22 protein-coding genes and 5 tRNA genes are annotated in these 24,637 nt (G+C 42.1%); 21 read left to right on the plus strand and 6 right to left on the minus strand.

Annotated elements, in window-relative coordinates:
* Positions 1-21: 21 nt before the first annotated feature.
* Positions 22-1,407, plus strand: a complete 1,386-nt coding sequence (gene radA / locus BIZ38_RS10440) for a DNA repair protein RadA (RefSeq protein ID WP_054551239.1) — start codon at positions 22-24, stop codon at positions 1,405-1,407.
* A 41-nt stretch (positions 1,408-1,448) separates the two neighbouring features.
* Entirely contained in the window at positions 1,449-2,381 is a 933-nt protein-coding gene (locus tag BIZ38_RS10445; protein WP_138619821.1) for a hypothetical protein, read from the plus strand.
* A gap of 21 nt (positions 2,382-2,402) precedes the next feature.
* On the opposite strand, the gene BIZ38_RS10450 is transcribed toward BIZ38_RS10445, so the two are convergent.
* Positions 2,403-2,741, minus strand: a complete 339-nt coding sequence (locus tag BIZ38_RS10450) for a BON domain-containing protein (RefSeq protein ID WP_054551241.1) — start codon at positions 2,739-2,741, stop codon at positions 2,403-2,405.
* A gap of 221 nt (positions 2,742-2,962) precedes the next feature.
* On the minus strand, positions 2,963-4,195 hold the full coding sequence (gene srmB, locus BIZ38_RS10455) for an ATP-dependent RNA helicase SrmB (RefSeq protein ID WP_055198154.1): 1,233 nt from the start codon (positions 4,193-4,195) through the stop codon (positions 2,963-2,965).
* A 76-nt stretch (positions 4,196-4,271) separates the two neighbouring features.
* Here srmB and BIZ38_RS10460 point away from each other — a divergent pair, with 76 nt between their 5' ends.
* Positions 4,272-4,970 carry a tRNA1(Val) (adenine(37)-N6)-methyltransferase gene (locus BIZ38_RS10460; RefSeq protein WP_166340642.1) on the plus strand — a complete coding sequence of 233 codons (699 nt, stop codon included), beginning with the start codon at positions 4,272-4,274 and terminating at the stop codon, positions 4,968-4,970.
* A 3-nt stretch (positions 4,971-4,973) separates the two neighbouring features.
* On the opposite strand, the gene BIZ38_RS10465 is transcribed toward BIZ38_RS10460, so the two are convergent.
* Positions 4,974-5,657: a hypothetical protein gene (locus BIZ38_RS10465; protein ID WP_187490238.1), complete on the minus strand. Its 684-nt coding sequence runs from the start codon at positions 5,655-5,657 to the stop codon at positions 4,974-4,976.
* Between the two features lie 57 nt (positions 5,658-5,714).
* Positions 5,715-6,149: a hypothetical protein gene (locus BIZ38_RS10470; protein WP_138619818.1), complete on the minus strand. Its 435-nt coding sequence runs from the start codon at positions 6,147-6,149 to the stop codon at positions 5,715-5,717.
* Between the two features lie 104 nt (positions 6,150-6,253).
* Here BIZ38_RS10470 and BIZ38_RS10475 point away from each other — a divergent pair, with 104 nt between their 5' ends.
* Complete coding sequence (locus BIZ38_RS10475) at positions 6,254-6,682, plus strand: DUF2147 domain-containing protein (RefSeq protein ID WP_138619817.1); 429 nt, start codon at positions 6,254-6,256, stop codon at positions 6,680-6,682.
* Between the two features lie 43 nt (positions 6,683-6,725).
* Here BIZ38_RS10475 and fldB read toward each other — a convergent pair whose 3' ends face one another.
* Positions 6,726-7,247: a flavodoxin FldB gene (fldB, locus tag BIZ38_RS10480; protein WP_054551247.1), complete on the minus strand. Its 522-nt coding sequence runs from the start codon at positions 7,245-7,247 to the stop codon at positions 6,726-6,728.
* A gap of 128 nt (positions 7,248-7,375) precedes the next feature.
* On the opposite strand from fldB, the gene xerD reads away from it, so the two are divergent.
* The 13 genes from xerD to BIZ38_RS10545 all read left to right on the plus strand — a co-directional run bounded on the left by xerD (position 7,376) and on the right by BIZ38_RS10545 (position 17,817).
* The gene (xerD, locus tag BIZ38_RS10485; protein WP_229677541.1) at positions 7,376-8,263 is read left to right on the plus strand and encodes a site-specific tyrosine recombinase XerD; all 888 of its coding nucleotides are present in this window, start codon (positions 7,376-7,378) and stop codon (positions 8,261-8,263) included.
* 59 nt (positions 8,264-8,322) lie between these two features.
* Positions 8,323-9,057 (plus strand): bifunctional protein-disulfide isomerase/oxidoreductase DsbC, encoded by a 735-nt coding sequence (gene dsbC, locus BIZ38_RS10490; protein ID WP_054551249.1) that lies wholly within the window; start codon positions 8,323-8,325, stop codon positions 9,055-9,057.
* A 77-nt stretch (positions 9,058-9,134) separates the two neighbouring features.
* On the plus strand, positions 9,135-10,856 hold the full coding sequence (gene recJ / locus BIZ38_RS10495; RefSeq protein WP_054551250.1) for a single-stranded-DNA-specific exonuclease RecJ: 1,722 nt from the start codon (positions 9,135-9,137) through the stop codon (positions 10,854-10,856).
* Positions 10,857-10,999: 143 nt separating this feature from the next.
* Positions 11,000-12,098 (plus strand): peptide chain release factor 2 gene (prfB, locus tag BIZ38_RS10500; protein ID WP_105181232.1). Its coding sequence is split into 2 segments (ribosomal slippage): positions 11,000-11,074 and positions 11,076-12,098, totalling 1,098 coding nucleotides; the frame shifts between segments, so codons are not numbered across the junction.
* A 26-nt stretch (positions 12,099-12,124) separates the two neighbouring features.
* Positions 12,125-13,660 carry a lysine--tRNA ligase gene (lysS, locus tag BIZ38_RS10505; RefSeq protein ID WP_166338105.1) on the plus strand — a complete coding sequence of 512 codons (1,536 nt, stop codon included), beginning with the start codon at positions 12,125-12,127 and terminating at the stop codon, positions 13,658-13,660.
* A gap of 251 nt (positions 13,661-13,911) precedes the next feature.
* Positions 13,912-14,109: a hypothetical protein gene (locus BIZ38_RS10510; RefSeq protein WP_054551252.1), complete on the plus strand. Its 198-nt coding sequence runs from the start codon at positions 13,912-13,914 to the stop codon at positions 14,107-14,109.
* A gap of 112 nt (positions 14,110-14,221) precedes the next feature.
* Positions 14,222-14,314: transfer RNA gene (locus BIZ38_RS10515), tRNA-Ser, on the plus strand.
* A gap of 37 nt (positions 14,315-14,351) precedes the next feature.
* Positions 14,352-14,428: transfer RNA gene (locus BIZ38_RS10520), tRNA-Arg, on the plus strand.
* 81 nt (positions 14,429-14,509) lie between these two features.
* Positions 14,510-14,586 (plus strand) — tRNA-Arg (locus tag BIZ38_RS10525).
* Positions 14,587-14,726: 140 nt separating this feature from the next.
* Positions 14,727-14,803: transfer RNA gene (locus BIZ38_RS10530), tRNA-Arg, on the plus strand.
* A gap of 95 nt (positions 14,804-14,898) precedes the next feature.
* Positions 14,899-14,975, plus strand: a tRNA-Arg gene (locus BIZ38_RS10535).
* 603 nt (positions 14,976-15,578) lie between these two features.
* Positions 15,579-16,961 carry an alpha/beta fold hydrolase gene (locus BIZ38_RS10540; RefSeq protein WP_187490239.1) on the plus strand — a complete coding sequence of 461 codons (1,383 nt, stop codon included), beginning with the start codon at positions 15,579-15,581 and terminating at the stop codon, positions 16,959-16,961.
* Positions 16,945-17,817, plus strand: a complete 873-nt coding sequence (locus BIZ38_RS10545) for a hypothetical protein (protein ID WP_187490240.1) — start codon at positions 16,945-16,947, stop codon at positions 17,815-17,817. Before BIZ38_RS10540 ends, BIZ38_RS10545 begins: the two co-directional genes overlap by 17 nt.
* Here BIZ38_RS10545 and BIZ38_RS10550 read toward each other — a convergent pair.
* Complete coding sequence (locus BIZ38_RS10550) at positions 17,814-19,829, minus strand: TonB-dependent receptor (RefSeq protein ID WP_187490241.1); 2,016 nt, start codon at positions 19,827-19,829, stop codon at positions 17,814-17,816. The two genes, BIZ38_RS10545 and BIZ38_RS10550, sit on opposite strands and share 4 nt — an antisense overlap.
* A 160-nt stretch (positions 19,830-19,989) precedes the next feature.
* On the opposite strand from BIZ38_RS10550, the gene BIZ38_RS10555 reads away from it, so the two are divergent.
* Genes BIZ38_RS10555 through BIZ38_RS10570 form a run of 4 tightly spaced genes read left to right on the plus strand, consistent with a single transcriptional unit; the run spans position 19,990 to position 24,560 of the window.
* On the plus strand, positions 19,990-21,300 hold the full coding sequence (locus tag BIZ38_RS10555; protein WP_187490242.1) for a hypothetical protein: 1,311 nt from the start codon (positions 19,990-19,992) through the stop codon (positions 21,298-21,300).
* 16 nt (positions 21,301-21,316) lie between these two features.
* The gene (locus tag BIZ38_RS10560) at positions 21,317-22,693 is read left to right on the plus strand and encodes an SH3 domain-containing protein (protein WP_187490243.1); all 1,377 of its coding nucleotides are present in this window, start codon (positions 21,317-21,319) and stop codon (positions 22,691-22,693) included.
* A gap of 8 nt (positions 22,694-22,701) precedes the next feature.
* The gene (locus BIZ38_RS10565; protein WP_138617557.1) at positions 22,702-23,814 is read left to right on the plus strand and encodes a dipeptide epimerase; all 1,113 of its coding nucleotides are present in this window, start codon (positions 22,702-22,704) and stop codon (positions 23,812-23,814) included.
* Positions 23,811-24,560 carry a L,D-transpeptidase gene (locus BIZ38_RS10570; RefSeq protein WP_082389162.1) on the plus strand — a complete coding sequence of 250 codons (750 nt, stop codon included), beginning with the start codon at positions 23,811-23,813 and terminating at the stop codon, positions 24,558-24,560. The genes BIZ38_RS10565 and BIZ38_RS10570 overlap by 4 nt, the downstream gene beginning before the upstream one ends.
* The last annotated feature ends 77 nt before the right edge of the window (positions 24,561-24,637 follow it).

Raw genomic sequence — 24,637 nt, forward strand, 5'->3', positions numbered from 1 at the left:
TAATTCAATAGGTAAGGCCGAATGGCAAAATCAGCAAAAATCGAATTTGTTTGCACTGAGTGCGGCATGAACTATCAGCGCTGGCAAGGGCAGTGTAAGTGCGGTGCATGGAATACACTTGCAGAATTTAAACCATCGGCAGGGCAATCAAAGCAAGCGGCAAGTCGTGCTGCAGTGGCAGGCTATGCCGGTATCGCAAGCGGTGGCTCAAAGAAAATCAACGAAGTTGCAACCACCGAGGCAGAAAAACGCCTTACTGAAATCGGTGAGTTAGACAGAGTATTAAGCGGTGGTGTAACGACAGGTTCCGTCAACATTATCTCAGGCGACCCTGGTGCCGGTAAAACGACTTTGTTGTCTGATTTAGTTGCACGTATGTCAAAGCTGATGCCGTCTTTATACTGTACAGCGGAAGAGTCTTTATCTCAGTTTAAAAACCGAGTGAATCGCTTGCGCTTAGATTATAACGAAGATGAGCTTTATTTGCTTTCTGAAACCAGTGTTGAAGCAATCATTGAAGAACTCGATAAAAACAAAATTAAATTTGCAGTTATCGATTCAATTCAGGCAGTGGTGACAGAAACGGCAAATGGTAGTCCAGGTTCACCGTCACAGGTAAAAAGTGCAGCTCAGGCATTAACGCAATACTGTAAGCAAAACGATGTAACTATGTTCATCATTGCCCATGTAAACAAAAATAACGAAATTGCTGGGCCGCAAACACTGGTACATATAGTTGATGCCTTACTGCATATTGATACTAACGATGGGCAAGTCAGAACATTGCGTGCCAATAAAAACCGTTTTGGTGATATCGACACAGTGGGTATTTTCAGAATGTGTGAACGCGGAATGCTGAGCGTTGATAATCCGAGCGAAATCTTTTTATCAGGTTCAAGCACAGAATCCCCAGGCTCAGCTATTACCTGTATACGTAAAGGTAACCGTAACTTACTACTCGAAATTCAATGTTTAACTACAGAAACCGAAGCTGAGTTTCCACAGCGGGTATGTGTTGGTTTGAACATGAACCGTATTAAGATGCTCACGGGAATTTTACGTAAACACACAAAGACAAAAATCTTTCACGACACCTTTTTTAATATTGTCGGTGGCTTAAAAATCGATGAGTCAGAGACTTGTATCGATTTAGCATTGGTTGCAGCGTTATTAAGCAGCTTGAACGAATTTGTTGTACCACGCACCACCTGTATTATGGGCGAACTTAGTTTAAATGGTGATGTAAGGCCAATCGACAGCGGCGTACCTCGAGTGAAGGAGGCTGCGCAACACGGCTTTACAGAGATTTTTATTCCGCATCGCAATTACCATAAATCAATGGAAGGGCTTGGCGCTAAGATCACGCCAGTGAAAACCGTGCATGAACTATTGTCGTTAATCAACTAATGATACACTGCTAAAAATTTACACCAATTAAAGGAAATAAAATGAAAAAGTTAATTATAGCAGCGGTTGTTGCTGCGGCTGTTGGCGGTGCGTTTTACGCAAACTACGCAGCTACACAGGAAGTAAAAAAGGTCGTTGATCAGCAAATAAGTGCATTATCAGCGCAAAGTGGTGTAGATATTACTTACAATGATATTTCAGCAAATGTATTTGCTAGCAGCATGCAGCTTTCAGGGATTAAGGTACAAAGCTATACTGGTGATGAGATGATTGCCACAATCGACAATATTGAAGTGACAGGATATGAAGTCGATGCAGTGCCGCCTCACACTGGTTTTGTAATGAAGAGCTTTCGTTTTAGTGATGACTTTTTAGCGCAACTTCCTGAAAATGCGAACAATAAGTTAGCATCTGCAAGCTATGACGTAAATTCATCGCTAGATTATGATAAAGACACTGGTAGCAGTGATTTTGCTTTAAACGTTATTGCAAACCAAGTTGCTGATGTGCGTTTTAACTTAGGCCTTGCCAACTCAACGCCATTAATGGAAGCATCAATGGCAATAAGTAAAATGCAAAATGAAGCGCAAGGTGCAGAGCTGACTTTAGAGCAACAACTGCAACAGCAATCAAAAATGATGGCTGCAATGACTCAACTTGAGCCACGTAGCATTAATATGTCGATCGCCGACGAAGGTGAGCTTAAAGCAGTTGTTGATAGTTTCTTAGAAGCACAAGGTATGAGCCACGAGCAGTTCCAACAGACTGTTGCCATGCAGTTACAACAGGCGCCAGTAAGTGAAGAGCTAGCAGCTGCTATCACAAACTTCGTAAGTGGATTGTCTGAATTGACTGTGTCAGCAAGCTTACCTGAAGGAAAAACCATGATGGAGATAAACCAACAGATTATGGCGTTAATGGGGCAGCCAGAAGAATTAGCTAGCTACATTAATTTACAAGCAAGCGGTAAATAAACCTCTGTTAAATTATTAACCTTAAAGTGTCGGGTTGTTTAATGCGTTCACTTTAAGGTTATTTCTGATCTGGGTTACACCATGACTGTGCTCCAAAAATTTCTGCGCTAAAGCACGTTGAAATCCTGTTTCTGCAATTCCTTTTAATTCAACAGTATTGCCATCGATAATCACCTGAAGATGCTTAATCTTAAAATTCGGATTATTTGTTAACTTTTTCAGGGCCATTTGTTGTAGGCGAGGTTGTGCCGATGTGCTGGTTGTTAGCACGCTAGTATTGGCACTCACATTCGTTGCGCAAGCAAGTAAAAAAATACAGCTTAATAAAGTAATTACTATGGTTAATTTGAAGCGGCTCATACAATTCCCTCGTTGTTCTAGTCTGCTGTGAACTATTGCTGAACCAGTTACAATTATTATTCCATTTTTTAAGTTTTTGAATTTAATTGATTTTCTATTTTTGCCGGTCTGTATGGGTAAGAAAGTGTGAACTAATTACACACTAAATAAGTAAAAAGGGTAGGGTACAAAAATGCCGAGGCAAGCTCGGCATTTTTACTTTTATGATGTTAAAGTTAAAACTACTTTTTCTTCTTCGTTTTAGCTTTGGCTTTTTTCTTTGCCTTCATTTTTACTGGATCTTTTTTCTTCTTAGATGGGATCTTCGCTTCTTTGTGCTGTGGCTCAAGCCCTTTAATTACGCGGCGTTTAAGCTTTTGCTCAATGTAGCGCTCAACTTTACCAACAATTGCCACATCATGAGCTTCAATAAATGATATCGCAATGCCTTTTTTACCAGCACGGCCAGTACGTCCTATACGGTGTACATATACGTCTGCGGTGCGTGGCATATCAAAGTTGATAACATGGCTGATATCAGCAACATCAATACCACGAGCAGCAACATCTGTTGCAACTAGGATATTGTTGCGGCCAGAGTGAAAGTTTTCCATCGCTTTCATGCGCTTATCTTGTGGCATTTCACCGCGTAACCAAGCAACACGAAGACCTTCGTTATTTAGCTCGCCAACCAGTGTCTCAAGGCGTTCACGAGTTTTAACAAACACAATTGCTTTATGAATGTCGTCACCATTTAACGTTTCAACCAACATTTTTAGCTTGTGGTCGTAGTCATCCGCAAGGTGAACCCATTGATGGATTTTGCCTTTTTCTTTACGTGAAGATTCGGCTTCAAGCAGTGCCGGATCGTTTAAGATTCGCTCTGCAAATAACTCAACGCTGTCACCTTCAAGGGTGGCTGAGAATAAGAAACATTGACGGCGGTTACGTGCTTCATCACAAATGCGTAGCATTTCTTTACGAAAACCCATGTCTAGCATGCGGTCAGCTTCATCAAGAATAAGCATTTCAACGTTTTCAGCATGGAAGTTCTCTGTTTCGAGGTACTCCATTAAACGCCCTGGTGTGGCAATGAGAATATCGTTATTGCTTTCGAAAATTTCTCTGTGTGTCCCGTAGTTTATACCACCTGTCACAACCCCAATTTTAAGATGAGTTTGTGCTGCGAGTAATTCACATTGCTCATGAATTTGGTAAGCAAGCTCACGGGTTGGTGTCATGATCAATACGCGTGCAAAGCCAGGATCGCGACGCGGGAAATCAAGCAAGTATTGAATTGCAGGGATCAAAAACGCGGCTGTTTTACCCGTACCAGTAGGGGCAGATGCCAAAATATCACGACCTTGAAGTGCTTCAGGGATCGCTTGTTGTTGAATACTGGTTGGCGTATCAAAACCCATTTTATTAATGGCATTTAACAGCTTGTTATCGATATCAAATTCAGAAAATTGCATAGAGTGACATAAATAGAGGACAATTGAGCCTAATTATACGCGTTAACGCGGCTGTGGTGAATGAAAAGGTGAAAAAATGTCAGGCTTTGTGTTTAAACAATTTACGGTAACGCAAACGCGCGCAGCGATGAAAGTATCGACCGATGGTATTTTGTTAGGGGCGTGGGCTGATGTGAGTGGTGCTAAGCACATTTTAGACATTGGTACAGGCACAGGGTTGTTGGCGTTAATGGCAAAACAAAGAATGCCTGATGCAAAAGTAAGTGCCATTGAAATTGATTCTGATGCCTGTAATGATGCTCGAGACAACTTTGCGGCTAGCCCTTGGCCTGATATAAACCTTTTCGAAGGAGCTGTGCAGTCATTTAGTGCAGCAGAGCCTTTTGATGCGATCATCACTAACCCACCTTATTTTAATGCGAGCCTAAAAGGTGATAATCATGCTCGAAATACTGCCCGCCATACTGATGGCCTTAGCTTCAGCGAATTAATAGCATCATGTTCTAGACTGAGTCACAGTAAAACACGCTTGAATGTGATCTTGCCTTGCGTAGAGGCACAACAATTCATTGCTGTTGCCGAGCAAGCTGGCTGGTACTTAAACCGCCATTGCTTGGTTCGCACCACCGACAAAAAGCAAGCGAGCAGAAGCCTGATGCTATTCAGCCAAAACAACGGTGAATGCGAAACAACGTCGTTAACCATACATGCAGCTGATGGCAGCTACAGCCAAGATTATAAGGAGCTATGTAAAGCTTTTTACCTAAAGATGTAATGGTTATTCAGCAATGCTCGCTTCAAGGCCATCTTCACTTAAGAGCAAGGTATATGACTGCCCATATGATGCGTCGCAGATTGAGACGGGTTCATAGACTCGCTTATCCTCATCGTTAATTCTTGATATTTTCAAGTCATCAGCGCAGTCATCAATGTGGTACCAGTAACTTAATTGATTCTGATATAAATTAACGAGTTGTTTTTCGACTTTTAAGCGAAGGTTTTCAGTTGCGAGAATACGAATCGCAAAAAAGTCATCTTTATTATCATTGGCTTTTTTGACGAGTGTTAAACGGAGCTTTTCTTCATTTTGCCAAGCCACAAAATGATAAGGTTGATCTTGAGCTACCTGATACATCTGTGTGGCTGAGTTACTTGTGTCGCTGTGATCGACTACATAAAAGGAAATACGACTGCGTTCATTGTGAGCATGTATTACATCAACGGGAGGTGATTGCGATGCAAGCATATCAACATAGTATTCAGAGTCTTTAACTTCTTGAGCATCACCAAATAAATCAGTGTTCGCCATGTAATAATCCACTTCTAAATCAGTGGTATTTACGAGCGTGTAATTGTTCTCATACATTTCGTCGCCAAAGTTATGAGTTTCTTCAACTTCTAATTCATCACACCCTGCGAGCAAAATGCTTGCGGCAGCTATTATTGGTAGCGCACTTTTCATTGTTATTCCTTTTACAAATGAAGGAGCTGTTTAGCATACTTATAAGTTATTGTACCTTTATTGATTGTTAAATTGTACCGGTGGTTGTAATTGCATGACTTCATCAAGCTGAATTTGCTGAACATATTCAAGCTTTAATAGGGTATCTAATACAGCTTTACTGTGCGACTTTTCTATTTCGGCGCTGCAAAAATCAATAATGCTAAAGCGACGTTTGACCAGCAGACCTTCGATGTCAGGTAAAGGATGTGTGGTTTCAATTAGCACGCGGGTCGTAGGGCAGGGATCGGCATAGCCTGAGCGTAATAACTTTTTTAAATTAAACAAGTTATCATCGAGCCGACCCAGCTCAATGGCGGCTTTAGCGCTATCAGGAATAAATAATGGCTCAGCAAAGCGATTTATTTTTATTTCGCCCGTGGCGTTAATTGTAGCAACCTGATTACTGTCGTAACTGACAATATCACCGGTAATTAATGTGAATTGACTCATTGTGTTCCCTCGCAATGTTGTGTCGATTTCAGAGCTAAGCAAAATGGTGTGTTTGCTTAAGCCCTGATATAGTGCCAAAGTCTTAAGTTTTATACGAGTTTTTTATGTTCCGTTTATCAATTGTTTTATCTACCTTATTATTTTCTCAGTTGAGCTTTGCCGCATTGACGCCAGTGGGTCTTTGGAAAACCATTGACGAAGAAACGAATGAAGCGAAATCTTTAGTACGTATTAGTGAGCAAGATGGTGTATTGGTTGGTAGTGTTGAAAAAATCCTTAACCCAGCCAAGCAAGATGCAATCTGCGAAGAGTGTAAAGGTGATAAGAAAAATCAGCCAATTTTAGGGTTACAAATTATAGAAGGTGCTAAAGATGCCGGTGATGGTAGCTGGCAAGAGGGGGAAATCCTAGACCCAAACAATGGTAAAACCTATACCCTTAAACTGACTCCAAAAGAACAAGGTAAGGTGCTTGAAGTACGCGGATATATTGCATTTTTCTATCGTAATCAATATTGGCAACGTGTTGAATAACCATTAAAAAAGCCAAGCAATGCTTGGCTTTTTTATTCATGACTTACAAGCTTTCGCTGTACTCAGTCATGACTTGTTCAACCCAGCTTGCGATACGCTCATCGCTAAGCTCGTATTGACTGTCCTCATCAAGGGCTAAGCCAACAAATTGTTTGCCATCTTCAGTGAGTGCTTTTGAAGCCTCAAATTCATAACTTGCATCGTTAGGCCATTTGCCTAACAAGGTAATGCTTTGATCACAAATTTCATCGTGTAACATGCCAAGTGCATCTTGGAACCACTGACCATAACCTTGTTGATCGCCCATACCAAACAGAGCCACGGTTTTGCCGTTTAGGTTAACATCTTTAATGTCGTCCCAGATTGATTCCCAATCTTCTTGCAACTCACCAAAATCCCAAGTTGAAATGCCGAAGATCACGAAATCAAATTGCTCTGCATTTTTTAATGGCTCATCTTTGATATTGTGAAGGCTCACGATGTCGTGACCAATAATATCGCGAATTTTCTCTGCCGCTATTTCTGTGTAGCAGGTTGTAGAACCATAAAATAAACCAATCTGCATCGTATTTATCACTGTGTATTTGCCTGATATGATAGGCGTAAGTTTACCGTAAGGTATAATCAATTGATACCTTGATAAGGATGAGAGTACGCGTGGCTGATAATAATTCACAAGCCCAAAAAGGTGTAATAACAGCAAATAACGCCGAACATTTAGAGTTATTTTTAGATACGCTGTATCTTGAGCAGGGAGTCAGCGAAAATACACTCGCCGCTTATCGCAGTGACCTTGAAAAGTTTTGCCAATTTTTAAAAGATAAAGACCTACTGGCTGTCCGCTCAGATGATATTGAAGCGTATTTAGCATACCGTGTTGATTTAGGACTGAAGTCGCGCAGTACAGCGCGAAGCATCAGTGCACTTAAGCGTTTTTATCAGTATTTTGTACGCGAAAAAGCCATTGCCGATTCGCCGATGGTCAATATTGCTCAGCCAAAAGCTGGGCAGTCATTACCAAAAACACTGTCAGAAGCCGAAGTCGAAGCTTTGCTTGCAGCCCCAGACATAGAAGATGCAATGGGGCTTCGTGATAAAGCTATGCTTGAGCTGTTATATGCTACTGGGCTTCGTGTTACAGAGCTAGTAGGACTCAGAATGGAGCAAATTAATTTGCGCCAAGCGGTGGTCTTTGTAAAAGGTAAGGGTAATAAAGAGCGTTTAGTTCCCTTAGGCGAAGAAGCAATGTACTGGCTTGAGCAGTTTTTAAAAGTGGGTCGTTCGCAAATGATTAAACATGCCACTGACTTTGTGTTCCCATCAAAGCGCGGGATTGGCATGACACGACAAACTTTTTGGCATCGCATCAAACACTATGCTATTTTGGCATCAGTTGAATCGCCGTTATCACCGCATACGCTCAGACACGCGTTTGCAACGCATTTGCTTAATCATGGGGCGGACCTTAGAGTCGTGCAAATGATGTTAGGTCACAGTGACTTATCAACAACACAAATTTATACCCATGTAGCGAATGAAAGATTGAAGTCGGTACACGAGCAACATCATCCACGTGCTTAGTGCAAGATTTTTAAAGATGTACCGGTCTATATAAAAAATGATCAGGATATAGGATATTTATGAAAAAGTTAGTTTTAGCCACAGCACTACTAGGCACAAGCTTAAATGTGTTTGCCAATGGCGTATCAACAACAGACGCTGCTGATGCCCCTATCATTGCTAAGTTTGCTGAATTAGGCGTAACCGTTAAGCAAATCAACCCAAGCCCAGTGGCAGGTCTTAAAGAACTAATTACTGACAAAGGTGTGTTGTACGCAAGCCCTGACGGTCAATTTCTAATGCAAGGAACACTGATTGACCTTAATAATCGAGTTAATTTAACAGAGCATGCTCTAAGTGACGTTCGTAAAGAAGGTGTTGCTGAGTACGAAGACTCAATGATCGTTTACAAAGCGAAAGACGAAAAGCATTCGATCACAGTCTTTACCGATATCACCTGTGGTTATTGTCGTAAATTACACCGTGAACTTGATGACTTCTTAGATGCGGGTATCACGGTTAAATACCTTGCTTTCCCACGTGGTGGTTTACGTGGTAAAGGTTACCAAGATTTAATGAATGTATGGTGTGCTAAAGACCCTGCTGAAGCATTAACAGAAGCAAAAGCGGGTGCAGAAGTCGCTGTCGTGCCTGGTTGTAACGCACCAATTGCAGAGCACTACCAACTAGGTCAAAGCTTTGGAATGTCGGGCACACCGGCAATTATTTTAGAAGATGGTACCATGATCCCTGGTTATCAATCAGCTGCGCAAATTAGCCAAGCGCTTGATGCTTTACCAAAAACATCTTCATAACTGATTTTTTTAACGAAAAGGCCTATTTGTCGTAGGCCTTTTTTATTTGTCTTAAGCAAAGAAGTACCATTTCCGACATGGAAAAAATAATTCAAGCTCGTCCTCATGTTGATGATTCGCATTTACCACACCATTTACATCCTGTAATTAAGCAAATATATGCGACTCGGCAGGTGCAAAGTGCCACTGAACTCGATAATAGCGCTGCAACATTACATGACTTTAAGCTGTTTAAAGATATCGACAAAGCTGTTGTGCTATTACAACAAGCCCTCGCGGATCAAAGTCGCGTGTTAATCGTCGGTGACTTTGATGCCGACGGTGCAACCAGCACAGCAACCTTAATGCAAGGTCTTGCTATGTTCGGCTTAAAGAACCTTGATTACTTGGTACCAGACAGATTCAGCCTAGGTTATGGCCTAAGCCCCGCACTTGCTGAGCAAATAGTAACCATGCAACCCGAGCTTGTGATCACCGTTGATAACGGTATTTCATGTATCGATGGCATTGCCATTGTAAAGCAAGCAGGTATTAAGGTGCTGGTAACTGATCATCATTTACAAGGTGAAGCCCTACCAAATGCAGATGCTATCGTGAATCCGAATCGCCATGACTGTCAGTTTCCATCGAAATCGATAGCAGGCGTTGGGGTGGCTTTTTATCTGCTCATTGCTTTACGTAGCCACTTACGTGAACAAGGGTACTTTCAGCAAAATCCAATGCCAAATTTGGCTGAGTTACTTGATATTGTAGCCCTTGGTACCGTTGCCGATGTGGTCGCGCTTGATGCCAATAACCGAACCTTAGTTCATCAAGGTTTAGCACGTATTCGCAGTGGTAAAACACGCCCTGGTATTAGTGCTCTCATTGAAGTGGCAAATCGCAATGCGGCCCGTTTAAGTGCCAGTGACTTTGGCTTTTCATTGGCACCACGCTTAAATGCAGCTGGGCGTTTAGATGATATGAGTTTAGGTATAGCCTGTTTGTTATCAAGCGATATAAACCAAGCTCGCCGTATTGCCAGTGAGCTCGACAGCCTCAATCATGAGCGCCGTGAAATAGAGCAGGGTATGCAAACTGAAGCACAAGCGGTGCTTGATCGTTTAGCATTTAAAACCGAGTCAGTGCCTGATGCCATTTGTTTATACCAAGCTGATTGGCACCAAGGTGTGATTGGTATTTTGGCTGGCCGCTTAAAAGAAAAGTATCACCGCCCGACGATTATTTTTGCAGCTGGCGATAACGGCGAAATAAAAGGCTCTTGCCGCTCTATTGAAGGGCTACATATGCGTGATTTGCTTGAGCGAGTAAATACACTCTACCCGCATTTGATCAGTAAATTTGGTGGCCATGCCATGGCAGCGGGGCTGAGTATCAATGAGCAGTGTTTTACTGAATTTAAAACCGTGTTTGAGCAAATGGTGACAGACACACTCACTGAAGAGCATAAGCAAAGTATTTTACTTACCGATGGTGAATTACCTAATGAGTGCTTTTCGATGGAGTTTGCAAACCAGCTAAAAAATGCCGGCCCCTGGGGTCAGCAATTTCCAGAGCCAGTGTTTGAACATGTATTCGAAGTAATACAGCAGCGCATTGTCGGTGAAAAACACTTAAAACTAGTTTTAAAACATCAGTCTGGACGATTAGTTGATGGCATTGCATTTGGGGTTGATGTGCGTGCATGGCCAGATACCGAAGTGCGTTATGTGAAAGCTGCTTATCAACTCGATATAAATGAATTCCGTGGTAAATTCTCGTTACAGTTGATTATTCGAGAGCTACAAAAAGCGACATAAAAATATCGTTATAATCGACATAAAAGGCTAATAAAACGCTCGGTTTTTTGTTAAAATCGGGCGTTTTTAATATTTGTAGATAATTTACCGTATTTATTGTCGATATCGGTGCGCGGTAAATCAGCCATTTTGGAGTAATGTACATGTTTGAAGTGAATCCTGTGATTAATCAAATCAAGGAAATTCGCGAACGTACTGAACTGCTTCGGGGGTACCTTTGACTACCCTCTTAAGAAAGAGCGGTTAGAAGAAGTTAACGCAGAACTTGAAGATTCAGCAGTGTGGAATGAGCCAGAGCGAGCTCAAGCACTTGGCCGTGAAAAGTCGGCACTCGAAGCTATTGTTGAGACCATTGATAATCTAGTGTCTGGTACCGAAGATGTTGAAGGTTTAGTTGAGCTTGCTGTTGAAGCAGAAGATGAAGAAACCTTCGCTGAAGCTGAAGCTGAATTAGGCGATTTAAACGCACAGCTTGAAAAGCTAGAGTTCCGTCGTATGTTCTCAGGCGACCATGACCAAAACGATGCTTACCTTGATTTACAATCAGGCTCTGGCGGCACTGAAGCCCAAGACTGGTGCAACATGCTACTGCGTATGTATTTACGTTGGGGTGAAGCAAAAGGCTTTAAAGTTGAACTGGTTGAAGCAACGGATGGTGATGTGGCTGGTATCAAAGGCGCAACAGTGCGCTTTGTTGGCGAATATGCATACGGTTGGTTACGTACAGAAACAGGTGTTCACCGTTTAGTGCGTAAGAGCCCGTTCGACTCAAGTGGTCGTCGCCATACCTCGTTTGCATCGGCATTCGTTTACCCAGAAATCGACGATAATATCGAAATTGATATTAATCCGGCAGACTTACGTATTGACGTTTACCGCGCATCAGGCGCAGGTGGTCAGCACGTAAATACAACAGAGTCAGCGGTTCGTATTACTCACATACCAACTAACACTGTTGTACAGTGCCAAAATGAGCGTTCACAGCACAAGAATAAAGACCAAGCAATGAAGCAGTTAAAAGCGAAATTGTTTGAACTTGAAATTCAAAAACAAAATGCTGAAAAACAAAGCCAAGAAGATGCTAAATCTGACATTGGCTGGGGTAGTCAAATTCGTTCATACGTACTTGATGACTCGCGCATTAAAGACTTACGTACTGGCGTTGAAAACCGTAATACACAAGCGGTTCTTGACGGCGACTTAGATAAATTTATTGAAGCCAGCCTTAAATCTGGCCTATAACCACCAAGCTAAAAAAGAGCTAAAAAATGACTGATCAAATCCAAGACGAAAATAAGTTAATCGCTGAGCGTCGTGGCAAATTAGACGCAATCCGCGAAAATTGCCCAGCCAACGGTCATCCAAACCAATTCCGTCGTGAACATTACACGGCTGATTTGCAAGCTGAGTTTGGTGATAAATCGAAAGAAGAATTAGTTGCTGAGCAGCACGTTGTATCTGTAGCAGGTCGTATTCTTGCAAAACGTGGTCCTTTCCTTGCGTTGCAAGACATGAAAGGTCAAATTCAAGCGTACGCATCAAAAGACGTACAAAAAGATTTAAAAGCAAAATACGGTCAACTTGATATCGGTGACATCATCGGTGTTAAAGGCGCACTAAATAAATCAGGTAAAGGTGACCTTTACGTAGAAATGACAGAGTACGAGTTACTGACAAAGTCATTACGTCCGTTACCAGAAAAATTCCATGGTTTATCTGACCAAGAAACTAAATACCGTCAACGTTATGTTGATTTAATTACTAATGATGCGACACGTGAAACTTTCCGTATTCGCTCTAAGGTTGTTGAAGGTATCCGTCGTTTCTTAGCTGATCGTGATTTCATGGAAGTTGAAACACCGATGCTACAAGTGATCCCAGGTGGTGCGTCTGCTCGTCCATTCGTCACACACCACAATGCACTTGATATCGACATGTACTTACGTATTGCCCCTGAACTTTACTTAAAACGTTTAGTTGTAGGTGGCTTTGAGCGTGTATTCGAAATCAACCGTAACTTCCGTAACGAAGGTTTATCAACGCGTCATAACCCAGAATTCACGATGATCGAATTCTACCAAGCATATGCGGATTACATTGACCTGATGAACATTACTGAAGATATGTTACGTACTGTTGCGACAGACGTACTTGGTTCACCAATTGTTGTAAACACAACGAAAGATGAAAATGGTGAAGTGGTTGATTCAGTAGAGTACGACTTTGGACAACCTTTTGCTCGTTTAACAATGAGCGAGGCTATCCTTAAGTACAACCCAGACTTTGATGCTGCGGTATTTAGTGACCCTGAAAACCATTTTGAAGAACTTAAAGCGTACGCGAAGCAAGTACACGTTAAGATCCCAGAAAACTGCGTATGGGGCCCTGGTAAGTTCTTGTGTGAAATCTTCGAAGAGACTGCTGAGCATAAGTTAATTCAACCAACTTTCATTACCGCTTACCCGTGGGAAGTGTCTCCACTTGCGCGCCGTAACGATGAAAACCCATTTGTGACTGACCGTTTCGAATTCTTCGTAGGTGGCCGTGAATTAGCAAATGGTTTCTCTGAGCTTAACGATGCACAAGATCAAGCTGAGCGTTTTGCTCGTCAAGTTGAAGAGAAAGACGCAGGTGATGATGAAGCAATGCACTACGATGAAGATTACATTCGTGCGTTAGAGTACGGCTTACCACCAACAGCGGGTGAGGGTATTGGTATCGATCGTCTAGTGATGTTATTTACTGACTCACCAACAATTAAAGACGTGATCCTATTCCCACACATGCGTCCTCAAGCTGACTAATCAGCTAAATGTTCTGAAAACGCCGCTTTTTAGCGGCGTTTTTGTTATCAGAATTTTCTGATTTTTATTGCTCTCAATTTTTATATTTAATTGTAATTAGCTGATCTAAAAGAAAATGCTGAATTATTTTTCAAACGAAGTTACTAAGTTGTAAAGTTTTTCTACTAATTCTAAGTCCGATAGTATTATTTTTAGACAAGATATGACATCATTACGCCATTCTCTTCAACGTTTAAACGGACTTAATAATAATGACAAAAAAGCCTTCGCAGTCTTCAGTAGAGACAACGCCAAGCGAGCATCAACGTGAAGCTTTTTATCGTGCCTGCATCGCCGAATTCCAACAATTGGGTTATCAAGACCAATACCTAGCCGAATTAACAGATGAACTAATCCCACTGACGGGTCTTGAGCCGTTGAGTGATAAAGAAAAAACGACTAAAGGGTAAACAAAAACGAGTTGTTTTTGTGCGTTGTGGATAATCTATAACCATCTGTACGATTTTCCTTGAAAAGTGTTTGACATATTTCCTGAAGTCTTTATTATACGCCCCACAAGACGGAGAGGTGGCCGAGTGGCCGAAGGCGCTCCCCTGCTAAGGGAGTATAGGGTTTGTAGCTCTATCGAGGGTTCGAATCCCTCCTTCTCCACCATTTTTCTAAAATGGCATGTCTTGAAAGTAATATGTGTGGACGCGTAGCTCAGCTGGATAGAGTACCTGGCTACGAACCAGGCGGTCGGAGGTTCGAATCCTCCCGCGTCCGCCACTTTTTACTTTGACTCTGCATCGAGTATAAACTTGAGTCTCTTGCTAAGAGAATAAATTAGCAATGTTCAAATGTGCGTGTGGACGCGTAGCTCAGCTGGATAGAGTACCTGGCTACGAACCAGGCGGTCGGAGGTTCGAATCCTCCCGCGTCCGCCATATTTGAAACTCACATCGAGTTTAAAGATACAAATTTGGTCGGAGGTTCACTCTTTCAAGAGACGTCCCGAAACCGCCATATTTGAAAGCTCACATCGAGTATAAAGATAAATCATTGCAAGATTATAAAATGCAACTGCGGACGCGTAGCTCAGCTGGATAGAGTACCTGGCTACGAACCAGGCGGTCGGAGGTTCGAATCCTCCCGCGTCCGCCACTTTCTCTTAGAAAGTGATATAAGCCGACAAGCTGTCGGTTTTTTTGTCTTTAAGACATGGTCAATGCGCGACTTAAACATGCAAAACATACTGCGGACGCGTAGCTCAGCTGGATAGAGTACCTGGCTACGAACCAGGCGGTCGGAGGTTCGAATCCTCCCGCGTCCGCCACTTTTCTCTCAAGTAGAGTTAAAGTGACATAAACCGACGAAAGTCGGTTTTTTTGTGCCTGCAATTCGCGTAGGTTTGGTTGTAGGTGCGACTTCAGTCGTGAATAAATATACCGTTTTATTGCACCTTATTATTCTTTAGGCGACTTTGAATCACGCAGCCGGAGGTTCACTGTTTCAAAATACGTCCCGCGTCCGCCTCTTTCTCTTAAGTAGAGTTAAAGTGACATAAACCGACGAAAGTCGGTTTTTTTGTGCCTGCAATTCGCGTAGGTGTGGTTGTAGGAGCGACTTCAGTTGTGAACATCACGCTTCCACATCACAAATTAAATCCCCAACTCAAAATACAAAAAATGCACCCCGTAGGCGTGAAACTTGTTTCGCGCGGATCAAGATACAGTCGCCATAAATGATGACCTCTATCTACCACATCTTGTTATCTATCCCAGAATAACCATTTCTCAATATTAGGTTCATGCTCTGCATTATTTACATTTAACCGGCAAAGGGTACAATCTAGCTAATACAATAATAATTAAACCAATATCCCTTGCGCCTATTTCACTTATTCTATTTCTTTTGCATCGTGCTTTGTGCGTTTGCAGTGCAAAGCGAGTCAATTGCATCGCAATCAACATCATTGACCCAACAACAAATCCAAGCACTCAGGTTTGAGTCACCTATTAAAGCTGATTGGATATTTAGTACTTACCAAGAGTCCGTATTTAATTCATCAATTTTGGTCTTAGAAGCAGGTGATAAAAAGGCTCCGCCTTTGTTGCTCGTACATGGTTTAGGCGTATTAGGTATGCAAGATTGGTTTGGGGTTATCCCTGAACTCACTAAGCATTATCATGTTATTGCGATTGATTTACCTGGTTTTGCTCACTCAGAAAACCCCGAAGGGCGTTACTCTCCTCGCAATTATGCTGCTGTACTGGCGGAAGTGGTTGATCACTATATTGCAGAACCAACCTCGGTTGTGGGTCACTCAATGGGTGGCGCGGTCAGTCTGTATTTTGCTGGCAAATACCCGGAGAAACTCAATAAATTGGTGTTAGTCGACGCAGCGGGGATTTTACATAAAGTGGCATTTATAAAGCCTATCTCTAACGTACCTAAGCCTGATATTAGGCTACCTAAATTTCTCTCAACTAAGTTAGCCCAGCTTAATGATTTTACAACCGGACTCATTGAAGAAGGGGCAATTGACTCATATCTTTCAGAGCTATTACAACGTAGTGATGGTGCGTGGAAGCTAGTTATGGGCGAAACACCGAATATGAATGCAGCGCTGAGTTTAGTTGAAGAAGATTTTAGCGAGATTGTTAGCAATCTGAAAATAGAAACACATATTATCTGGGGTGAAGAAGATGCCATTGCTCCATTACGAACTGCAAAAGTATTGAACAGCCAGTTAATTAATAGTGACTTAGCAACTTTGCCTGATGTGGGTCATGTTCCGATGAAGCAACAGCCTAAGCAGTTTTTAGCTTTATTAGATAGTGCTTTAAATGGGGGAGTTCAAAAAGAAGTCAGCGCAGAAGTTTCAGCTAGGCAAATCGAGACATTTCATTGTGAAGATCAACACAGCCGTGAGTTTTCAGGTCACTATCGTCATATGATCATTGAAGACTGTAATAATGTGTTACTTAAAAATGTGGTTGCTGAATCTATTCGTATTAAAGATTCATTAGTGAGATTAGAAAATGTCAGCTTGTCAGGGGCTAAACTCGCTTTGAATATTAAGCGTTCAGTAGTTGAGCTAACCAATGTCACTATTACCGCACAACAAGGCGTAAAACTTAATGAAAGCCGATTTGATGGTGCTGGTATGCAAATCAATGCATCTGAGCATGCAATAAATGTTGTCGATGACAGCAATATTATATTTTCGTTAAGTAGAATCCATAGCCCGATATATCAAGGTTTGGCACATGATGCCATAGAAGTAGAAAAAGGAATTATTGATGACCGCTTTAAATAGCATCCCTTTTGTTAAATTAGCAGCGTGCTCGCTGTTTTGTGTCGCTTTACTAAGTGGTTGCAAATCAACAAAGACTGAGCAACAACAATATGCTGATCTACAAGATAGTTTTAGTTATGAAACGTACAGGGGAGTGTCGAATACCAGTGTCGATACCATTGCTTATGGTTATAACAAACTGCAAAAAGAACAGTTAGAGCAAATAGGTGCAATTGAGCCAACACTCACTCATGCCATGATGAGCTACATTTTGAGCCTTGGTGTAAGTAAAGATTTTGCAATTGCTGAAAGCGACTTAGCGCTTGCTAAAGCAACTGATTTGCGGGGTAAGTATTTAGCATATAGTGCTCAGTCTTTGGCTTTTTATAACAAAGGCTGGCGTAAAATGGCTAAACAAAAAGCTGACTTTATTCGCACCGACCCTTTGTTTGCGACAGTGAGCCAGAGCTATCCAAAAGAGCAGCTTATTTCTTACCTCATTCTTGGCAGTGTTGCAGTGCGTGATGGTGACTTGGCGACAGCACAAAACATGTTTTATGTGATAGGTGAGCAGATCGAAAAACCTTGGCTACCAAGCTTAGCAAAAGCGTTAACGGTAGCATTAAATGGCTCAACAATAGACTCATTAATCATGCTAAAAGATATCAGCACAGACCCCTCTTTAAACGGCTATGAACGTGAGAAAATAGCCGAACTGATGGATGTTGCGCAAAGCAAGTTAAGCGATAAAAAGAAGCGTCAAAAAATCACCAGTATTGCCGATGATTTCTTTCTTGACCGCATTAAAGATAAAAGCTCAATATTATATCGTGATTTGATCACTGACTTACAAAAGTACACTGAGCAAGTTCTTTAAAATAAAAAACTCATGCTTAATCGAACTGTGCGTGGCTCAATGGGGTGAAAGTGATTATCTTTTACCCCTTCTGTTGGTTCGCCCGCTAGTCTTGATGAGTAGTAGTAATCAATGTCATGGTCATTACTATCAAACAAGTTAAGTAATTCAAGCTCTGCTTTCCAGTGAGTTTGCTGATAAGCAACTAAACCATTCACCACAGTTAGCGGTTCGGAACGTTTGCTACCATCATCGCTCAGCATACGTTTACCAATATGACGTAGTCGTAATGAGGTTTGCCATTGCTGAGCAAACTGCCAATTAACACCTGCACTTGCAACAACAGGAACGGCTCCTTCAATACGGTCGTTTTGGCTGTCAACGTTTAAACGTGAGTGGGTAAAGGATGCTTCTGCATCTAGGCTTAATGTGTCTGCGAGCCAATAGTAGGCACTCAGCTCTAAACCATAGCGCTGTGATGCATCACTGGCTTCGGTGTTACCTGCATCGCCGACGAAAAGTAATTCTGAATCAAGTTTCAACCACCAAAGTGCCGCGGAGAAGTTAAATTGCTGCTCATCGAAGTAACGCATGCCTACTTCAGCGCCCTCACTCTTGACCAATAAGTCAACGGTGTCTGTTGCTTCAAGTGACACTGGATCTTGGGTAATGGTGGCGCCTCGAGCATCATTTGAATGAAAAGACTGCCCCCAGTTTGCATAACCAGCAAGGTTATCAGTAAATAAGTAAGTTAGACTCGCCTTAAAGCCGAGTAAATCATCATCTGCATCTCCAGAATTTAAACTGTTGTCGCTATCAACGTGAGCATCTAAATAATCATATCTAACACCAAGGGTTGCCTCTAACTGTTGGCTTAAATGAAGTTGTGTTTGCCAGTATGCTGTATAGCTTGTTTCCTCGACACTGTCTTGTCGTACTGTTGAAAGGTACTTTCGGGCTTGTGTATTGTATAGGCCAACTTTATTCACATTATCATGCCTAAGCTCTGTTCCAACGGTATGATTAACGGGAATATCACCTACATTAGCTGTAAATTGATAGCTTAGTGTTCCACCTGAGATAGTGCGGTTATCTCGTTGGTTAAACTGATCGCCATTAATTGGATCATTAAGGAAATATGAGAAGTTAGAGTATAAATTTAGCTCGTAGTCGATGAGGTATGCACTTACTGATAAGTTTTGTCCTTGCCAATTTGTCGATAAGCTATACCGACTTGACTCTCCGCCAAGTGTTTTATCGAGTGAGCCAAGCTCTGAAATGATACCTTGCTCAATAGCCCTTTGCGGGATCTGATCTGCTGAATTCCAACTGTTGTCATAAGCCATTGCCGTAATTGATAAGTTACCTTGTTCTGAATCACGACTATAACGTAGCAATGCGTTTTTTTTATTAACGTCTTCATTAATATCCTGCCAAGGCCCATCATAAACTTGCCACTCTGTCGCGCCTACCAGTTTGCCACTACCAATTGAGGTACTCCCTAATGCAACACCTCTATAGAAGTTATCTTCCCCTACAGTGATACTGAGCTGATCATGTTTAGGGTTGTCAGATAAATGAAAATAAGCACTGCCAGCCGTTGAAAAGTCGCCTTGGCGCACATCATAACTGCCTTTTTGATAACTAACAGTGGCAATTGTTTCTGGAATTATAAAGTTTAAGTCAGTATAGCCTTGCCCATGACCATGATTGCGCATATTGATAGGCATACCATCAATGTTCGTGGCAAAGTCTGTTCCATGATCAAGATTAAAGCCACGAATAAAATATTGATTCGCTTTTCCAGAGCCGCTGTGTTGGGTGACAGCCATACCGGGAATTAACTCAAGCAATTCAGTAGATCGAAGCATGGGTCTATTTTCTATTTCACCCTGACCAATAATACCGCTAGAGGCGCTTATAGACTCACCAATTAATCCAGTACGGTGACCATAAACCGTTATTTTTTCTATATTAGCAAACGCGTTAAAAGAGCAGCAGAAGGTTACAACACTGATACATAGCTTATTCATTTGAAAGATCCTTATTTGAAAGGTGCTAATCAACAAACGAGTAATTGCTAATATTGGATGCAAGAAACGTTTAAAAAATTGAGTTAATTTGCTTCATGGTCAATTTGTGTTAGATTTAATAAAATATTCCAAAAATAATAACAAGTGGGAATTTTATTTTATGTATGTGAAAGGTGCATATCAAAACAGGCTGGCTATAAGTTGCACCCTGATACTCTTGGCAGGTTGTCAAACAAGCACTGAAAAAGCCCCGATAACCGACCAACAATACTTCGAGCAGGTAATGTTAGCGCCTGCTATTTTGCCAAACGATTTAACCAATACCGGCTGTTTATCGCTTGAGAGTGAAACTAAGCTGCAAGGCTATAAATCAGCAGCTGAGGTTAATTACCAGCAGGTGGGTTGGCAAAACAGAGTGGCAGCCGACTGGCAGTATTTTTTAGCCCCAGAGCAACCGGGCAAGCTACTCCTAATCGATTATCAAGTTCAAGCAGGGCAATTAGCTTACCGGTATTTAAGTGACGGCAGCCACAATGAGCTGTATGAACCTTGGAGCTCATCGAAGGTTCAAGCGTTTAGCGGTGCGCTGTCAAAAGTAAAGCAAACTCACCCAGAGCTTGGCGCAGCTTCTTTTGCTGGTGATACGGCACTCGCTGATTTGATCAGCAGTATTAATAGCTACGAAGCATTTGGTAAAGCTGATGGTAACTCAAATGCGATAGCCAGTTATTTTGTCAATGTCGCAGGGCGCGAATATTTACGTGGGCTTTTTAATGATGGCTGGCTAAAACTACAGGATCAGCGTTTGTTATTTAACGGCGCATATGGCTCAGAGCAGTTTATGCCATCAGACGAATACTGGCATAACCCTGTTAATAATGAGCTTGATGCAAAGATAAGCCGGTTCAAAGCAAGCAGTGATGATCCTGGCTATTTAGGGTATCGTTGTGAGGGTTGTGGTTTAACGGGCAACAAAGCAATGACCACACTTGTTCAAGCGGAATGGTTAAAACGTCTGGTTAGTCATCAGCGTGAACCAAGTACGCAAATGCCTTATTTACAAGCAACTGATGTTGACGTGCTACTTAACGGCACAGGCCATACAGATGAACATGCTCAAGTTGGCGGTATGATGGTAGGTATCAGTCATATCGTTACAAATGCATTGGCAAATGTTATTGCACCAAATGATAGTCGCTCAGTAAAGGAAGTGCTCGATGGTGCAACGAATGGGCAGTGGCGTGTTTGGCAAAAAATTGGTTGGGGGCCAAGTGAAACGCGCTCCACCACAGAAACGGTTATGTTGGCACATGTGTGTTTAGGCAATTATCAAGGTGGCCGTGAGTTTACATTTAGTGTGCAGCAGTCAACTTTGGGAGCCGACGAAGCCAATTTGCCAACAGTCGGTAAGCAAATGCAGCAAAAATTGCAGCATGCTTTTACAAAATTATTAGATTCACGCGTTCAATAAGAATTAAGGTACAGCTATGCGTCGTTCAATTATCGCTTTATCAATTACTTTAGGTGTTGCTTTTAGTGCACCTATGCATGCTGAGGGGTGGCAATCAGATGTTATCGGAGTCACGCAGTCGCAGCTTTCGCCCAGCTACTGGCTAGCACAAGGTGCATCGACAAAAGTGATCATGACAGAGGCGCAAATTGCGGCCTTCAACGAGAAACTAGTAAAAAATAATAAATACATTGTTGATCCTCTTTCATTTCAAAAATCGCTCACTAAAGACGAGCTAACAAGCGCCATTTATTCAACAAGTTCAATTCCAAAAAGCCCGCGCTTTTTTACCGATGGCCGCCAACTCACAGCGAAAGATTTTGCTAAATATCAGGAAAACTTAAACCTTAACAAAGTCAGAGATAACAATGAGGTACGCTTTGCTGTGGTCGTTAAGCGCACCGCATTACGCACTTTTCCAACCTGGGATCGGGTATTAAATAGCGGCCTTGATCAAGACTTAGATCGTTTTCAAGAAAGCGGTATGTTTCCGGGCGAAGCGGTTGCTGTATTGCATCAAAGCGCAGATAAAAAATGGTTGTTAGTTCGTGCTTACAACTACCTTGCATGGACGCCAGCCGAAGATCTTGCCTTTGCTGATGCGGATAAAATAAAAGCTTATCGCGAACAAGCTAACTTTTTGGTGGTAACCGGGGCAAAGGTCAATACTGCTTATGTGCCAAGCGATGAAACCCTCTCAGAAGTGCAGCTCGATATGGGAGTACGCTTACCATTGGTTGATAGTGAGCAAGTACCGTATTTGCTCAACGGCCAAAACAGCTATGCTAGCCATGTTGTACAGTTACCAACCCGCGATGAGCAAGGCAAACTTGTAATTAAACCGGCGATGATCAGTAAAACTGCCGATGTAAACTTAGGCTACCTAGACTACAACGAACAGAATCTGATTAAACAAGGCTTTAAGTTTTTAGGCGAGCGTTATGGTTGGGGCCATGATTACAATGGTCGCGACTGCACTGGGTTTGTTGGTGAAATTTATAAGAGCTTTGGCCTACTAATGCCGCGTAATTCAGGCCAGCAAGGCAGTAGTGAATACGGGCAAAATAGTCGTTTTGATAAAAATACTGCGGCAGATGATAAGTTGCCGACGGTTAAGAACATGGCGATTGGCGATCTAATTTATATTCCGGGTCATGTAATGATGTACTTAGGAGAGCATCACGGTGAGCCTTATGTTATTCATGACGTTAAAGGCTTAGGTTATAACAAAGGTGATGGTAGCTTTTATAGTAGTGCCTTGAATGGGGTGTCGGTCACGCCATTATTGCCACTTAGATTATCGCAAGAAACCAGCTACTTAGATCGTGTTTATAACATTAAGCGTATTCGTTAGAGGCCAGTATGAAAATTAAAGCTGTTCGCTTTGCAAAGCTCAAAGTGCCATTAGTTACCCCATTTAAAACCGCACTGAGAGAAGTGAGTTTTATCGAGGATTTAGTGGTTTTAATCGACACTGAATGTGGTCAAATTGGCTATGGCTCTGCGGCCTCAACTCCGGTTATTACAGGCGATACCCATCAAGGAATGATAGCGGTCATTCAGCAGTTTATTGCTCCTAAATTAGTGGGGCAAGAAATCGAAAACATTAATCAGCTTACCCACATTATTCAATCAACGGTGGTTGGTAACAGTAGTGCAAAAGCGGCTTTAGAGTTGGCGGTTTACGACTTGTGGGGCAAGCTCTATCAAGCGCCTTTATATAAGCTACTTGGTGGTGGTAAATCAGCGCTAAAAACCGATATCACCATTAGTGTCGATAACATAGATAAAATGCTCAGTGACTGTCAGCGAGCGATTGAGCAAGGCTTTGATGTATTAAAAATAAAAATCGGCAATAACCTTAATCAAGATATTGAACGTGTAAAAGCAATTCATGCCGGCTTTGCCGATAAGGCTCAGCTGCGTTTAGATGTAAACCAAGGTTGGAATGCCAAACAAACTGTGTTTGCACTGCAGCAACTTGAGCAAGCCGGCGTGGTATTAGAGTTGGTTGAGCAGCCAGTAAAAAGCAGTGATATTCAAGGTCTAAAATATATTACTGAGCGAGTGAACACCCCGATTATGGCCGATGAAAGCGCCTTTTCACCGAAGCAAGTAATACAACTTTTAGAGCTTGGCGCAGTTGATATCATCAATATTAAATTAATGAAAACGGGCGGTTTAAGCCGAGCAATAGAGATTGCTAATATCACAGCGCAATACCAAGCAGAGTGCATGATAGGTTGTATGCTAGAGGGCAGTATTGCCGTTGCAGGTGCTGCACATTTAGCCTCTGCCAAAGCGCAGCAAATCAGTAAAATCGATTTAGATGGTCCAGCCCTTGGTCAATATGACCCTGTGCAAGGGGGCGTTGAATTTAGCGGCCCACAAATACGCTTATCGGAATCCCCAGGTCTTGGTATTGAATCAATAACGGGGCTTGAACTAATTACAAACGGAGTATGGCCAGCATGAAAAAACTAGTCAGTCTTATTGCAGTTATGAGTTTATCGGCTTGTGCCAGTAAAGAGTTACCTAAACCTGTTATTGATAACAGTCATCAACAGCTCGTGGTGGTGGTAGCCAATGACAGTGATGCCATTGATGCTACCTTGTATCGCTTTGAAAAAACCGCTGGTAGTTGGCAACAACAAGGCCAGCAACACGCGGTGGTACTGGGTCGTACTGGCCTTGCGTGGGGAGTGGGGCTGCATCCTGCACAGCCGGGTCAGCAAAAACAAGAAGGTGATGGTAAAGCGCCGGCAGGTATTTTTGAGCTTGGTACTGCTTTTGGCTATTTAGATTCATTACAAACGAACCTTAGTTATCAAGCAATGACAGCAAATGATTATTGTATCGATGTGAAAGGCTCACCGTTTTACAACCAATTGGTTGATAAAGCACAAGTAGGTGAAGATGCCGTAAAAGACTCTTCAGAATGGATGCGTCGTGATATTTACAGCCAAGATAACCTTTATAAAAAAGGCATTGTTGTTAAGCATAACCCAAGCAATATCAATGGCGCGGGCAGTTGTATCTTTATGCATTTATGGCGGGCGCCAAGTAAGCCTACAGCAGGTTGCACAGCAATGACAGAAAGCAATATGGATGCGTTACTTGCGTGGTTAGATGAGCGTAAAAAGCCGCTATTAGTCAGCTTAACCAAAGCGCAATATCAACAAAAGCAAAGTCAGTGGCAATTACCTAACTTAGCTAAATAAAAATAATGAAATAAAAGTATTTTAATTTTGTCATAATGATGGAATAATATATTCCATCAAGGTTTGGGTTAGGATAA

This window comes from Pseudoalteromonas sp. BZK2, from assembly GCF_014349195.1.
Classification (GTDB): domain Bacteria; phylum Pseudomonadota; class Gammaproteobacteria; order Enterobacterales; family Alteromonadaceae; genus Pseudoalteromonas; species Pseudoalteromonas simplex.

What these genes read in the sequence shown, in the direction of transcription:
- radA (WP_054551239.1), top strand. Translation starts at nt 22, where the DNA reads ATGGCAAAATCAGCAAAAATCGAATTTGTTTGCACTGAGTGCGGCATG.
- BIZ38_RS10445 (WP_138619821.1), top strand. Translation starts at nt 1,449, where the DNA reads ATGAAAAAGTTAATTATAGCAGCGGTTGTTGCTGCGGCTGTTGGCGGT.
- BIZ38_RS10450 (WP_054551241.1), bottom strand. Translation starts at nt 2,741, where the DNA reads ATGAGCCGCTTCAAATTAACCATAGTAATTACTTTATTAAGCTGTATT.
- srmB (WP_055198154.1), bottom strand. Translation starts at nt 4,195, where the DNA reads ATGCAATTTTCTGAATTTGATATCGATAACAAGCTGTTAAATGCCATT.
- BIZ38_RS10460 (WP_166340642.1), top strand. Translation starts at nt 4,272, where the DNA reads ATGTCAGGCTTTGTGTTTAAACAATTTACGGTAACGCAAACGCGCGCA.
- BIZ38_RS10465 (WP_187490238.1), bottom strand. Translation starts at nt 5,657, where the DNA reads ATGAAAAGTGCGCTACCAATAATAGCTGCCGCAAGCATTTTGCTCGCA.
- BIZ38_RS10470 (WP_138619818.1), bottom strand. Translation starts at nt 6,149, where the DNA reads ATGAGTCAATTCACATTAATTACCGGTGATATTGTCAGTTACGACAGT.
- BIZ38_RS10475 (WP_138619817.1), top strand. Translation starts at nt 6,254, where the DNA reads ATGTTCCGTTTATCAATTGTTTTATCTACCTTATTATTTTCTCAGTTG.
- fldB (WP_054551247.1), bottom strand. Translation starts at nt 7,247, where the DNA reads ATGCAGATTGGTTTATTTTATGGTTCTACAACCTGCTACACAGAAATA.
- dsbC (WP_054551249.1), top strand. Translation starts at nt 8,323, where the DNA reads ATGAAAAAGTTAGTTTTAGCCACAGCACTACTAGGCACAAGCTTAAAT.
- recJ (WP_054551250.1), top strand. Translation starts at nt 9,135, where the DNA reads ATGGAAAAAATAATTCAAGCTCGTCCTCATGTTGATGATTCGCATTTA.
- lysS (WP_166338105.1), top strand. Translation starts at nt 12,125, where the DNA reads ATGACTGATCAAATCCAAGACGAAAATAAGTTAATCGCTGAGCGTCGT.
- BIZ38_RS10510 (WP_054551252.1), top strand. Translation starts at nt 13,912, where the DNA reads ATGACAAAAAAGCCTTCGCAGTCTTCAGTAGAGACAACGCCAAGCGAG.
- BIZ38_RS10545 (WP_187490240.1), top strand. Translation starts at nt 16,945, where the DNA reads ATGACCGCTTTAAATAGCATCCCTTTTGTTAAATTAGCAGCGTGCTCG.
- BIZ38_RS10550 (WP_187490241.1), bottom strand. Translation starts at nt 19,829, where the DNA reads ATGAATAAGCTATGTATCAGTGTTGTAACCTTCTGCTGCTCTTTTAAC.
- BIZ38_RS10555 (WP_187490242.1), top strand. Translation starts at nt 19,990, where the DNA reads ATGTATGTGAAAGGTGCATATCAAAACAGGCTGGCTATAAGTTGCACC.
- BIZ38_RS10560 (WP_187490243.1), top strand. Translation starts at nt 21,317, where the DNA reads ATGCGTCGTTCAATTATCGCTTTATCAATTACTTTAGGTGTTGCTTTT.
- BIZ38_RS10565 (WP_138617557.1), top strand. Translation starts at nt 22,702, where the DNA reads ATGAAAATTAAAGCTGTTCGCTTTGCAAAGCTCAAAGTGCCATTAGTT.
- BIZ38_RS10570 (WP_082389162.1), top strand. Translation starts at nt 23,811, where the DNA reads ATGAAAAAACTAGTCAGTCTTATTGCAGTTATGAGTTTATCGGCTTGT.